Here is a 12,586-nt window from a genome sequence, read left to right as displayed (position 1 = left end):
TCGTTTTCGTTCGCGGAGCGGTCAGGATAACGGGGATTGAGCGCCGGGTGTGCAACGCGCGCGTCGGTCGCGGGACTGTCGCGCCGACGCAACCCTGCCGGCGCGCGACGTCACGCGCGCGTGCGCCGCCGCGGCCCGGCCGGGCCCGTCATGCGGCGCCGACGAGCCGGTATCCGACGCCCGTCTCGGTGACGATGTACTCGGGCTGCGCCGGGTCGCGCTCGAGCTTCTGGCGCAGGTGCGCCATGTAGATGCGCAGGTAGTGGTGGCTTTCGACGTGCGACGGCCCCCACACGTCGCGCAGCAGCTGCCGGTGCGTGAGCACGCGCCCCGCGTGGCGCACGAGCGTGGCGAGCAACCGGTACTCGAGCGGCGTCAGGTGCACGATCTCCCCGTCGCGCCACACCTGGCGCAGCGCAAGATCGACCGTCACGGTGCCGAAGCTCACCTTCGGCGACTCGTTCGCGCCGCCCTGGTTGCGCCGGCGCAGTTGCGCGCGGATCCGCGCGCGCAGTTCGGACACGCCGAACGGCTTGGTCAGGTAATCGTCGGCGCCCGCATCGAGCGCCGCGACCTTCTCTTCCTCCTGCGTGCGCGCGGACAGCACGATCACCGGCACCTCGGACCAGCCGCGCAGTTCGCAGATCACGTCGAGGCCGTCGGTATCGGGCAGGCCGAGGTCGACGATCACGAGATCGGGCTTGCGCGTCGCCGCGTCGATCAGCCCCTGCTTGCCCGTCTCGGCCTCGAACACCGCGATGTCCTCCTCCTCGAGCGCGGCGCGCACGAAACGGCGGATCTGCTTTTCGTCCTCGATCAGGACGACGGTCAGGCTGGGTTCACTCATGGTCTGGCAATGACTCGGATGGGGACGACGCACCCGGCACATCGGGTTCGTCGTCGGATACGGCAGGCGCGGCCGGCGGCGTCTCGACCGGCAGCGTGAACCAGAAGCGCGCGCCCGTCACGTGGCCGTCGGGTGCGGTGCGGTTGAGCGCGCCGATTTTACCGCCGTGCGCCTCGACGATCGCGCGGCAGATCGCGAGGCCGAGCCCGATGCCCGGCGTCGCCGATTCCTTCTCGCCGCGCGTGAACTTGTCGAAGATCCGCGTTTCCATGCCGGCCGGCAGGCCCGGGCCGTGATCGTCGACATGCACGCGCACGAACGGCAGCCCGTCGTCGGTCACGCGCTCGGCGCCGATCTCGAGCGGCGTATCGGGCGGCGTGTACTTCGCCGCGTTCTCGAACAGGTTGGTGAACAGGCGTTCCATCAGCACCGCGTCCATCTGCAGGAGCGGCAGGTCGGCCGGCAGCACGACGCGCGCGGGATGGCGCGACAGCACGCGCTTGCACGCGGCGAGCGCCGCGCCGACGGTTTCCTCGAGCAGCGACCACTGGCGCTTGAGCTGCAGGCTGCCGGCCTGCAGCCGCGCCATGTCGAGCAGGTTCGTGACGATGCCCGTCATCCGCAGCGCCTCGTCGTGAATCGCATCGACGAGTTCGCCCTCGCGCTGCGCGAAGCGCTCGGCCGCCGCGGCGTCGCCGCCCTGTGCGGCCGCGCGTCCGTTCGCGAGCATCGACGAGAACCCGACGATCGTCGTGAGCGGCGTACGCAGGTCGTGCGAGATCGCCGACAGCAGCGAGTTGCGCAGCCGCTCGGATTCCATGTTGACGAGCGCGTCGCGCGCGATCTCGACGTAGTGCACGCGTTCGAGCGCGAGTGCGATCTGCGCGGCGAATGCGTCGAGCATCCGCTGCTGCTCGGGCACCTCGAGTTCGCGCGGTTCGCGTGACGCGACCGCGAGCACGCCGCGCGTGCGCATCGGCGCCTTCAGCGGCAGGTACAGCGCGACCGTCGCGGGCAAGGTATCCGTGCCGCGACCGGCCGGCTTCTGCTGGTCGTATACCCACTGGCCGACGTCGCTGTCGAGGTCGGCGCCCGTCAGCGTGACGGCCGCGTCGGGCTCCTCGATCTTCTGCCGCACCTTGTCCGCGCTGTCGGGCAGCAGGAACGCGACGCGCGCGCGGAACACCTCGCCCACGTGGCGGCTGCCGATCTCGACGATCTGCTCGGTCGTCAGCGCCGCGCCCAGCTCGCGCGCCATCGCGTAGATCGCGCCGGTGCGGCGCTCGCGGCGCTGCGCGACGCTCGCCTGGCGCGTCAGCGTCGACGTCAGGTGGCTGATCACGAGCGACGTCAGCAGCATCCCGAAGAAGGTCAGCAGGTACTGCGTGTCGCTGACCGAGAACGACATGCGCGGCGGCACGAAGAAGAAATCGAACGCGGCGACCGACAGGAACGACTGCAGCACGCCCGGGCCGCGCCCGAGCCGCACGGCCGAGAACACGACGCCGAGCAGGTACAGCATCACGAGGTTCGTGAGGTCGAGCCGCTCGGACACGAGGCTCGCGACGACCGTGATCGCCGCGCAGATCGCGGCCGCATACGCGTAGTGCCGCGGCGGCGAGCGATGCGTGCCGAACTGCGCAAACGCATCGCGCCAGTCGCGCGCACGCGCGTCGAGCGGCGCGGCGCGCGCCTCGTCGCTCGCGGACGCACGGATCAGCATCAGGTCGACGTCGCCCGCGCGTTCGGCGAGCTGTTCGCCGAACGGCCGCGCGAAGCGGCGCACGAGCCCGACCTTCGGCGAGCCGCCCGCGACGATCTTCGACACGTTGCGCACCTTCGCATAGCCGATCAGCGCGGCGACCGCGTCGGCACCGGCGAGCGTGGCCGTCTCCGCGCCGAGTTCGGCGGCGAGCTTCAGCGCGTCGAGCGTGCGCTGCCGCCGCGCGTCGGGCAGCCGCTGCAGCCGCGGCGTCTCCACATAAACGGCGATCCAGTCGGCCTTCAGGCTCGCGGCGAGCCGCGCGGCCGCGCGCACAAGCGTCGGCGCCTCGGGGCCCGGCCCGACGCATACGAGCAGCCGTTCGCGCGCCTGCCAGATGCGCTGGATCGAGCGGTCGGCGCGGTATTCGCGCATCTGCGCGTCGACGCGATCGGCCGTGCGCCGCAACGCCAGTTCGCGCAGCGCGATCAGGTTGCCCTTGCGGAAGAAGTTGCGCACCGCGCGCTCGGCCTGCTGCGCGAGATAGACCTTGCCGTCGCGCATCCGCTCGAGCAGTTCCTCGGCCGGCAGGTCGACGAGCGTGACTTCGTCGGCCGCGTCGAATACGCGGTCGGGCACCGTCTCCCACACGCGGATGCCGGTGATCGCGCCGACCACGTCGTTCAGGCTCTCGAGGTGCTGGACATTGACGGTCGTATAGACGTCGATGCCCGCGTCGAGCAGTTCGTACACGTCCTGCCAGCGCTTCAGGTGCCGTGCGCCCTGCACGTTCGAATGCGCGAGTTCGTCGACGAGGATCAGTTGCGGCTGGCGCGCGAGTGCGCCGTCGAGATCGAATTCGGCGAGCGTGCGGCCGCGGTAGTCGAAACGCGCGAGCGGCAGCACGTCGAGACCGTCGAGCAGTGCGGCGGTCTCGCTGCGCCCGTGGGTCTCGACGATGCCGACGACGACGTCGACGCCTTCCTGCAGGCGCTGGCGCGCGGCCTGCAGCATCGCGTAGGTCTTGCCGACACCGGCCGATGCGCCGAAGAAGATCTTGAGCTGGCCGCGCCGCTGCTTTTCTTCGTCACGTTGCAGCTTGTCGAGGAGTTGGTCTGGATCGGGACGATTCATGCGTCAGAAAGGCGGAGCGCCCGGATGCGCGCGAGTACGAGCATTGTTGTTCCAAATCGCCGCAAAAGGCAAAGACGGCGCAAGCGCCGTCGGGAAAAGGCGCGCCCGGCGCGGGGCTGACCGCGCCGGGCGCCGGTTGCCGGACACGCTCAGTGCGCGGCCTGCGCCGCGTCGAGCGCGAGGTTCAGCTTCAGCACGTTCACGCGCGCCTCGCCGAGCACGCCGAACTGGCGGCCCGTCGTGTTCGCGGCGACGAGCTGCGCGACCGCGTCGGGCGCCAGGTTGCGCGCCTTCGCGACGCGCTCGACCTGGTACGCGGCGGCGGCCGGCGTGATCTCCGGATCGAGGCCGCTCGCCGACGCCGTCACGAGGTCGACCGGCACGGGCTTCGACATGTCGGTGCCCGCGTCGCGCAGCGCGGCGATGCGCCCCTTCACCTGGTCGGCGAGCGACGGGTTCAGCGGGCCGAGGTTCGAGCCGCCGGAGCCGGTCGCGTTGTACGGCATCGGCGCGGTGGCCGACAGCCGGCCCCAGAAGTACTTCGGCGCATCGAACGACTGGCCGATCAGCGCGGAGCCGACCGGCTTGCCGTCCTTCTCGATCAGGCTGCCGTTCGCCTGCGACGGGAACACGGCCTGGCCGAACACGGTCATCACGGCCGGGTAAGCGAGGCCCGTCACGGCGGTCAGGATGACGAAGAGCACGACGAGCGGGCGAATCAACGTTTTCATGATGTTTCCTTCAATGGCGGCCGGTTCAGGCCCAGCCGAGTGCAGCGAGCGTCATGTCGATCAGCTTGATGAACGGGAACGGCAGCAGCACGCCGCCGAGGCCGTACACCAGCAGGTTGCGGCGCAGGAGCGACGCGGCGCCGAGCGGCCGGTACGTGACGCCCTTCAGCGCGAGCGGGATCAGCGCGACGATGATCAGCGCGTTGAAGATCACCGCCGACAGGATCGCGGAGGCCGGCGACGTCAGGTGCATGATGTCGAGCACGCGCAGTTGCGGGTACGTCGTCACGAACGCGGCCGGGATGATCGCGAAGTACTTCGCGATGTCGTTCGCGATCGAGAAGGTTGTGAGCGAGCCGCGCGTCATCAGCATCTGCTTGCCGATCTCGACGATCTCGATCAGCTTCGTCGGGTTCGAGTCGAGGTCGACCATGTTGCCCGCTTCCTTCGCGGCCTGCGTACCGGTGTTCATCGCCACGGCGACGTCGGCCTGCGCGAGCGCCGGTGCGTCGTTGGTGCCGTCGCCCGTCATCGCGACGAGGCGCCCGGCCGCCTGGTGCTCGCGGATCGTCGCGAGCTTGGTTTCCGGCGTCGCTTCCGCGAGGAAATCGTCGACGCCCGCTTCCGCCGCGATCGCCGCGGCCGTCAGCCGGTTGTCGCCCGTCACCATCACGGTCTTGATGCCCATCTTGCGCAGCTCCGCGAAGCGCTCCTTGATGCCGCCCTTCACGATGTCCTTCAGCTCGATCACGCCGAGCACGCGCGCCGCCCCTTCATGCAGGTCGGCCACGACGAGCGGCGTGCTGCCGCGGCGCGCGACTTCGTCGACCGCGCGGCGCACTTCTTCCGGAAAGCGGCTGCCGTGCGTCTCGACGTAGCGGCGGATCGCGTCGGCCGCGCCCTTGCGGATTTCGCGACCCGGGAGATCGACGCCGCTCATGCGCGTCTGCGCGGAAAAGCCGATGAACGTCGCGTGCAGCTGCGCCATGTCGCGCTGGCGAATGTTGAAACGTTCCTTGGCCAGTACCACGATGCTGCGGCCTTCCGGCGTTTCGTCGGCGAGCGACGACAGTTGCGCGGCATCGGCCAGCGCTTCCTCGGTCACGCCCGGCGCCGGCACGAACATCGATGCCTGGCGGTTGCCGAGCGTGATCGTGCCGGTCTTGTCGAGCAGCAGCACGTCGACGTCGCCGGCCGCTTCCACCGCACGGCCCGACGTCGCGATCACGTTCGCCTGCATCATCCGGCTCATCCCGGCCACGCCGATCGCGGAAAGCAGCCCGCCGATCGTCGTCGGGATCAGGCACACGAGCAGTGCGACGAGCGCGGTGATCGTCACGACGTGGCCGGCCTTCATCGCCTCGACCGAGAACATCGAGAACGGCAGCAGCGTGGCCGTTGCCAGCAGCATCACGATCGTCAGCGCGACGAGCAGGATCGTCAGCGCGATCTCGTTCGGCGTCTTCTTGCGCTTCGCGCCTTCGACCATCGCGATCATCCGGTCGAGGAACGCCTCGCCGGGGTTCGCGGTGACCTTGACGACGATCCAGTCGGACAGCACGCGCGTGCCGCCCGTCACGGACGAGAAGTCGCCGCCCGATTCGCGGATCACCGGCGCGGATTCGCCGGTGATCGCCGATTCGTCGACCGACGCGACACCGTCGACCACCTCGCCGTCGGCCGGGATCACGTCGCCGGCCTCGACCAGCACGACGTCGCCACGGCGCAGGTCGCTCGCGGTCGTGATGCGGATCGGCGACTTCGGATGCGGCTCGTTGAGCTTCTTCGCCATCACGTCCTTCTTCGCACTGCGCAGCGACGCGGCCTGTGCCTTCGAGCGCCCTTCGGCGAGCGCCTCGGCGAAGTTCGCGAACAGCACGGTGAACCACAGCCACAGCGCGATCGCGAGGATGAAGCCCGCGGGCGCCTCGGCCTGGCCGGCGAGCGCCGCGATCCACAGGATCGTGGTCAGGATGCTGCCGACGTACACGCAGAACATCACCGGGTTGCGGAACTGCGTGCGCGGCGTGAGTTTCTTGAACGAGTCCACGATCGCCGGGCGCAGCAGCGCCGGATCGAACATGGACCGTGTTGCGGAATGTTGAGTCATTGCGATCTCTTCAATCTCTTGAGTCTTTTCAACGTGTCGCCGCGCGTCATGCGCCCAGCCACATCATCAGGTGCTCGACGCCCGGGCCGAGCGCGAGCGCCGGCACGTAAGTCAGCGCGCCCACCAGCAGCACCGTGCCGAGCAGCAGCACGACGAACAGCGGACCGTGCGTCGGCAGCGTGCCGCTCGTCACCGCGATGCGCTTCTTCGCGGCCAGCGAGCCGGCGATCGCCAGCACCGGCACGATCGTGCCGAAGCGGCCGAACCACATCGCGATCGCGGTCATCCAGTTGTAGAACGGCGTGCCGACCGTCAGGCCCGCGAACGCGCTGCCGTTGTTGTTGGCCGCCGAGCTGAACGCGTAGAGGATTTCCGAGAAACCGTGCGGCCCCGGGTTCGCGATACCGGCCTTGCCTGCGTCGGCGAGCACGGCGATCGACGTGCCGACCAGCACGAGCAGCGGCGTGAGCAGCACGACGATCGACACCATCTTCATCTCGTACGCCTCGATCTTCTTGCCGACGTATTCCGGCGTGCGGCCGATCATCAGGCCGGCGACGAACACCGCGAGCAGCGCGAACACGAGCATCCCGTAGAGACCCGAGCCGACCCCGCCGTAGATCACCTCACCGAGCTGCATCAGCAGCATCGGCACGAGGCCGCCGAGCGGCGTCAGCGAATCGTGCATCGTGTCGACCGCGCCGCACGATGCGGCCGTCGTCGCGACCGTGAAGATGCCGGTCTGCGCGATCCCGAAGCGCGTTTCCTTGCCTTCCATGTTGCCGCCCGGCTGCAGCGCGCCCGTCGACTGGTCGACGTGCAGCGCGGCGAGCGTCGGGTTGCCGCCCTGCTCGGCGCTCACCTCGACGCCGATCGCGAGCACGAACGCGACCGTCATCGCCGCGAGCACCGCGATGCCCTGCCGGCGGTCGCCGATCATCCGGCCGAACACGAGACACAGCGCGGCCGGGATGATCAGGATCGAGAAGATCTGCAGGAAGTTCGCGAACGGCGTCGGGTTCTCGTACGGGTGCGCGGAGTTCGCGTTGAAGAAACCGCCACCATTGGTGCCGAGCATCTTGATCGCTTCCTGCGACGCGACCGGGCCCATTGCAAGCGTCTGCTTCGCAAGCTGGGTCGGCACCGTGACCGGATTGCCCTTGTCGTCCTTCACCGGATTGCCCTGCGCGTCGAGCTTCGGCGCCGCATAGGTGCTCGTCTGCAGCACCGGCACGTCCTCGTACGCCTTCATGTTCTGGATCACGCCCTGGCTCATCAGCAGCGCGGCGAGGATCATCGACATCGGCACGAGCACGTACATCGTCACGCGCGTGAGGTCGACCCAGAAGTTGCCGATCGTCTGCGCGGTATGGCGTGCGAAGCCGCGGATCAGCGCGATCACGACGACGATGCCGGTTGCCGCCGACAGGAAGTTCTGCACGGTCAGGCCGAGCATCTGCGTCAGGTAGCTGACGGTCTGCTCCGGCGTGTAGTCCTGCCAGTTCGTGTTGGTGACGAAGCTGACGGCCGTGTTGAACGCGCCGTCGACCGTCATCGCGCCGAACTGCTGCGGGTTGCCGGGCAGGAAGCCCTGCAGGCGCAGCAGGCCGTAGAGGAACAACGCGCCGAGCGCGTTGAACGCGATCGTCGCGACGGCGTACTGCTTCCAGTTCATCTCGCTGCCGGCGTCGACGCCGGCGATGCGGTACAGCGCGCGCTCGAGCGGCCCGAACACGCGCATGACGCGCGAACTGCCGTCCATGACCGCGGACAGATAGCGCGAGACCGGAACGGCCGCCGCCAGCAGCACGACGATGAAGAGCAGCGTTTGAAAGAGATTGTTCGCGTTCATTCGATGTCCTCCGCGCGCAGCAGCGCAAAGACGAGATACGCGAACAGCAGGGCCGTCGAGGCGCCCGCCAGCCAAAGCATCCAGGTCATGCTCGCCCCCCGCGACCGTATTGCACGAGCTTGTCGCAACCGGCAATCAAACCGAGGATCAGCGCGGTGAAGAGCACCAGTGCGCCGATAAATACCCCATCCATTTTTCTGTTCTCCATCGTCGAAATCAGACGACTAGAACCTTATGGGAACGCACGTAAAGGACGGGTCAAAGGTATCGGGGCGCGTATAAAAAACGCGTAAACGCGGCATTCGGGGGAGGACGGCGGAAACCGGGAGGCGGGACGGGAGGCGCCGTGGCGCCTCCCGGACAAGCGCGTGCCGGCATGGCGCCGGCACGGGGGAACAGGTCAGGGAACGAGGATCGTCGAGCCGGTGGTCTTGCGCGCTTCGAGGTCGGCATGCGCGCGGCCGACTTCCGCGAGCGGGTAGCGCTGGTTGATGCTCGTCTTCACCTTGCCCGACAGGATCACGTCGAACAGCTCGGCGGCCGCGGATTCGAGATCGGCGCGCTTCGCGATGTACGAGAACAGCGTGGGCCGCGTGAAGAACAGCGAGCCGCGCGACGAGAACTCCTTCGAATCGATCGCCGGCAGCGGGCCCGACGCATTGCCGAAGCTGACGAAGTAGCCGAGCGGCGCGAGGCAGTCGAGCGAGCCGATGTAGGTGTCCTTGCCGATCGAGTCGTAGACAACGGGCACGCCCGCGCCGTTCGTGATTTCCTTCACGCGCTGCGTGAAGTTCTCGCGCGTATAGACGATCGGATGGTCGCAACCGTGCGCCTTCGCGAGCGCGGCTTTCTCGTCGGAGCCGACCGTGCCGATCACGGTCGCGCCGAGCGCCTTCGCCCATTGGCACACCAGCAGGCCGACGCCGCCGGCCGCCGCGTGGATCAGGATCGTGTCGCCGGCCTTCACCGGGTACGTGCGGCGCAGCAGGTAGTGCGCGGTCAGGCCCTGCAGCATCACCGACGCCGCGTCGTCGTAGCTGATGCCGTCCGGCAGCTTCACGAGCCGCTCGGCCGGCATCACGCGCTCCTGCGCATACGCGCCCGGCGGCTGCCCGACGTACGCGACGCGGTCGCCCGCCTTGAGCGCGGTCACGCCTTCGCCGACGGCCGTCACCTCGCCCGCCGCCTCCATCCCGAGGCCGCCGGGCAGCGGCTGCGGATAAAGACCGGTGCGGAAATACACGTCGATGTAGTTGAGCCCGACCGCGTGCTGCCGAATGCGGACTTCACCCGCCTTCGGCTCGCCGACCTCGACATCGACCCACTTCATCACGTCCGGGCCGCCCGGCTGGTCGTATCGGATTGCTTTCGGCATCGTTTCGCTCCTCTTCTGTCTGGAATCTGGAAATCCGGTTCGGCGAATGCATCGACATTGCGCCTGCAGCGATGCACGTGAACACGGGTGGTAGCGGAGGATTCTCGCGCGTCGTGCCCAGTCACGCAGCGCGTCGTCGCAATCCCTTCACATCGGTAGGGTTTTCGCGGGAAATGGATTGTATGGGCCGTGGTCACACTTGGTCACGTTCATATCAAGACCTTTGGGTCGTACGGATTTCCGCTCCGTTCGCGTTGACCGAGGTTGGCCGCACTGCGAATTTGGCCTTGCGCCCGTGCGAGACGCGTCTCCCGTGCCGCGTTGTCGTACTGCGCTCCCGGAACCGACGACATCGACACGGGTCGGCCGGCAATTCGAATTCATGCCACGCACATTTATGAGATGACGAGCGTGCTATTTTGCCCTTTGCCCAATTCGCCCAACCCACGCCATGAAACGCTTTCTTGTCCAGAACTTGCTTGTTGTCGCGTCGTTGTCAGCGAGTATTGGCAGCGCAACCGGGGCTGCGGTTCCTCGTGTCGACGGCACCCGGCTACTCGACGGCGTGAGTCGATCGGACAACAGTCCATACGCCGACGCCGAACGCCACGCGATGGCCGGGTATCTGGCCGGGGTCGCCGATGCGACCGAGGGCAAGGCGTGGTGCGACAACGGTCGCGTCAAACCGGGAGAAATCGATTCGGAAGTGCTCGCCGCGCTCCGCCAACTGCCGAGGGACGCACTGAAGGCAAGCGCAGCGAGGTTGGTTGCCCACGCCTTACGACAAAAATTCCCTTGCCGCTAACCGAGGAACGCTCGCTTGAAACCACCGTTCTCCATACTGAGCAGCCACTATCCAGGCAACAAGACCGTTTCGAGGGAAGCGCTTTTTCAGGAATTGGGCTGGCAAGACCTGATCCAGAATCCGTCGTATGCGAATACGTGCGCCATCCGGATCAGCGTGGCACTTGTCAAAAGCGGAATAACGTTGCGCGGCGGACTGGTCATTCAGAAAGGGCCGCACCGTGGGCGCCGAATCGAGACGGGGCAAGCCAGGCTGGCCAAGATGCTGGCCGAGCCGGCGTATTTCGGCAAAGCCGAAGTGTTTCGGCGCGACGACGCCGTGACCGGCATCGCCTCCAGAAAGGGCATGGCGGCCTTCTGGAACATTCCGGGATACATGAACGGGCGTGGCGGGCATATCGACCTGATCGACGGTGCCCGAGCCATCTGTGGTTCAGACTGCTACTGGACGGCATCCGAAATGTGGTTTTGGCCGCTACGGTAATCGGTGGTATCCGGATTCTGCGTCACCCACACCGCTCTCCTTGACGCGCGGCGTCACCCTGCCGTAGTGGCCGAACATGGCGACGCCGGACAACGACAATCGCGCCCGCCCCCCGCCTAGCAAACGTCCTGCATGTTCCGCGCCAGATCGTCGAGCAGCATCCGCGCCGTCGCGACGTTGGTCGCGACCGGCACGTCGTGCACGTCGCACGCGCGCACGAGCGCGGTGATGTCGGGATCGTGCGGCTGCGCGGTCATCGGGTCGCGCAGGAACACGACGATGTCCACGCGGCCGTCCGCCAGTTCCGCGCCGATCTGCAGGTCGCCGCCGAGCGGCCCCGACAGCTTGCGCTCGACCTCCAGCCCGTGCGCGTCCGCGATGCGGCCGCCCGTCGTGCCGGTCGCGACCAGCCGGCATTGCGCGAGCGTCGCGCGGTATTCGCCCGCGAGCGCGACGATCTCGTCCTTCTTCGCGTCGTGCGCAATCAATGCGATGCGGGGTTTGCTCATCTCCGGTTCCTTCGTCGTTCAGTTGTTGTCGTGATCGTGATTCGGGACGCGCGCGTCAGAACGTGCCCGGATACGCGCCGCCGTCGAGCAGCCAGTTCTGCCCGGTGATGTAGCCGGCATGCACGCTGCACAGGAACGCGCACGCCGCGCCGAACTCTTGGCGCGTACCGAGGCGGCCGGCCGGGATCTCCTTCGTGCGCCGCGCGCGCATCTCGTCGACCGTCACGCCCTGCGCCTTCGCCGACGCGGTGAGCGTGGTCGCGATCCGGTCGGTGTCGAACAGGCCCGGCAGCAGGTTGTTGATCGTCACGCCCTGCCCCGCGACCTTGCGCGACAGCCCCGCGACGAAGCCGGTCAGCCCCGAGCGCGCGCCGTTCGACAGCGCGAGCACGTCGATCGGCGCCTTCACGGCCGAACTGGTGATGTTGACGATCCGGCCGAAGCGGCGCGCGATCATCCCGTCGACGGTCGCGCGGATCAGCTCGATCGGCGTCAGCATGTTCGATTCGAGCGCACGGATCCAGTCGTCGTGCGAGAAGTCGCGGAAGTCGCCGGGCGGCGGGCCGCCCGCATTCGTCACGAGAATGTCCGGCTGCGGGCACGCGGCGAGCGCGGCGGCGCGCCCGTCCGGCGTCGTGATGTCGCAGGCGACCGCGGTCACCGACACGTTCGCGCCGGCGCGGATCTCCTCCGCGGCTTCCTCCAGCGTGTCGCGCGTGCGCGCGACGATCACGAGGTTCACGCCCTCCGCGGCCAGCGCTTCCGCGCAGCCGCGACCGAGCCCCTTGCTTGCCGCGCACACGAGCGCGGTCTTTCCTTCGATGCCGAGATCCATCGTCGATTCCTTGGTGGCGACACGCGTCGGCGCGGCCCGGTCGCTTCGGCGCCCGGACCACGGGCGGGCCAGGCAGGCGAACGGGCGGGCGCAGGCGCGCGGATTGTCGTGAGACGTCGATATTATCCGGATCATGCGGCGCGCCTTGGTAAAATTGCGGACATAAGCGCGCGGCCGGCTTGCCCCCGCCCCCGCCCCCGATC

The 12,586-nt window shown here is 68.1% G+C and carries 12 protein-coding genes; 2 read left to right on the top strand and 10 right to left on the bottom strand.

What is annotated here, in order from left to right; translation table 11 throughout:
* Positions 1 to 148 precede the first annotated feature (148 nt).
* The 8 genes from kdpE to DPV79_RS33995 all read right to left on the bottom strand — a co-directional run bounded on the left by kdpE (position 149) and on the right by DPV79_RS33995 (position 9,751).
* On the bottom strand, positions 149 to 847 hold the full coding sequence (gene kdpE, locus DPV79_RS34025) for a two-component system response regulator KdpE (RefSeq protein ID WP_113047484.1): 699 nt from the start codon (positions 845 to 847) through the stop codon (positions 149 to 151).
* Positions 840 to 3,683: a DUF4118 domain-containing protein gene (locus DPV79_RS34020; protein WP_021161109.1), complete on the bottom strand. Its 2,844-nt coding sequence runs from the start codon at positions 3,681 to 3,683 to the stop codon at positions 840 to 842. Before DPV79_RS34020 ends, kdpE begins: the two co-directional genes overlap by 8 nt.
* Positions 3,684 to 3,832: 149 nt before the next feature.
* Positions 3,833 to 4,414, bottom strand: a complete 582-nt coding sequence (kdpC, locus tag DPV79_RS34015) for a potassium-transporting ATPase subunit KdpC (RefSeq protein WP_060343156.1) — start codon at positions 4,412 to 4,414, stop codon at positions 3,833 to 3,835.
* Positions 4,415 to 4,439: 25 nt separating this feature from the next.
* Complete coding sequence (kdpB, locus tag DPV79_RS34010; protein ID WP_042976095.1) at positions 4,440 to 6,524, bottom strand: potassium-transporting ATPase subunit KdpB; 2,085 nt, start codon at positions 6,522 to 6,524, stop codon at positions 4,440 to 4,442.
* Positions 6,525 to 6,570: 46 nt separating this feature from the next.
* Positions 6,571 to 8,376, bottom strand: coding sequence for a potassium-transporting ATPase subunit KdpA (kdpA, locus tag DPV79_RS34005; protein WP_113047483.1), 1,806 nt, complete (start codon positions 8,374 to 8,376; stop codon positions 6,571 to 6,573).
* On the bottom strand, positions 8,373 to 8,465 hold the full coding sequence (gene kdpF / locus DPV79_RS34000) for a K(+)-transporting ATPase subunit F (protein WP_006752209.1): 93 nt from the start codon (positions 8,463 to 8,465) through the stop codon (positions 8,373 to 8,375). The genes kdpA and kdpF overlap by 4 nt, the downstream gene beginning before the upstream one ends.
* Positions 8,462 to 8,584 (bottom strand): hypothetical protein, encoded by a 123-nt coding sequence (locus tag DPV79_RS43695; protein WP_256093628.1) that lies wholly within the window; start codon positions 8,582 to 8,584, stop codon positions 8,462 to 8,464. Before DPV79_RS43695 ends, kdpF begins: the two co-directional genes overlap by 4 nt.
* 192 nt (positions 8,585 to 8,776) lie before the next feature.
* Positions 8,777 to 9,751 carry a quinone oxidoreductase family protein gene (locus DPV79_RS33995; RefSeq protein WP_113047482.1) on the bottom strand — a complete coding sequence of 325 codons (975 nt, stop codon included), beginning with the start codon at positions 9,749 to 9,751 and terminating at the stop codon, positions 8,777 to 8,779.
* Positions 9,752 to 10,202: 451 nt separating this feature from the next.
* Here DPV79_RS33995 and DPV79_RS33990 point away from each other — a divergent pair, with 451 nt between their 5' ends.
* Positions 10,203 to 10,556, top strand: a complete 354-nt coding sequence (locus DPV79_RS33990) for a Rap1a/Tai family immunity protein (RefSeq protein ID WP_051392316.1) — start codon at positions 10,203 to 10,205, stop codon at positions 10,554 to 10,556.
* A 15-nt stretch (positions 10,557 to 10,571) separates the two neighbouring features.
* On the top strand, positions 10,572 to 11,039 hold the full coding sequence (locus DPV79_RS33985) for a T6SS effector amidase Tae4 family protein (protein ID WP_113047481.1): 468 nt from the start codon (positions 10,572 to 10,574) through the stop codon (positions 11,037 to 11,039).
* 116 nt (positions 11,040 to 11,155) lie between these two features.
* On the opposite strand, the gene DPV79_RS33980 is transcribed toward DPV79_RS33985, so the two are convergent.
* Positions 11,156 to 11,548: a methylglyoxal synthase gene (locus DPV79_RS33980; RefSeq protein WP_042976092.1), complete on the bottom strand. Its 393-nt coding sequence runs from the start codon at positions 11,546 to 11,548 to the stop codon at positions 11,156 to 11,158.
* 55 nt (positions 11,549 to 11,603) lie between these two features.
* A complete protein-coding gene (locus tag DPV79_RS33975; protein ID WP_042976090.1) occupies positions 11,604 to 12,383 on the bottom strand; it encodes an SDR family oxidoreductase in 780 nt (259 codons plus the stop codon).
* Positions 12,384 to 12,586: the final 203 nt, after the last annotated feature.

The organism is Burkholderia reimsis, assembly GCF_003294055.1.
Classification (GTDB): Bacteria; Pseudomonadota; Gammaproteobacteria; order Burkholderiales; family Burkholderiaceae; genus Burkholderia; species Burkholderia cepacia.
The sequence above is the reverse complement of the archived record's forward strand: the minus strand, read 5'-3'. Positions and strand labels throughout refer to the sequence as shown.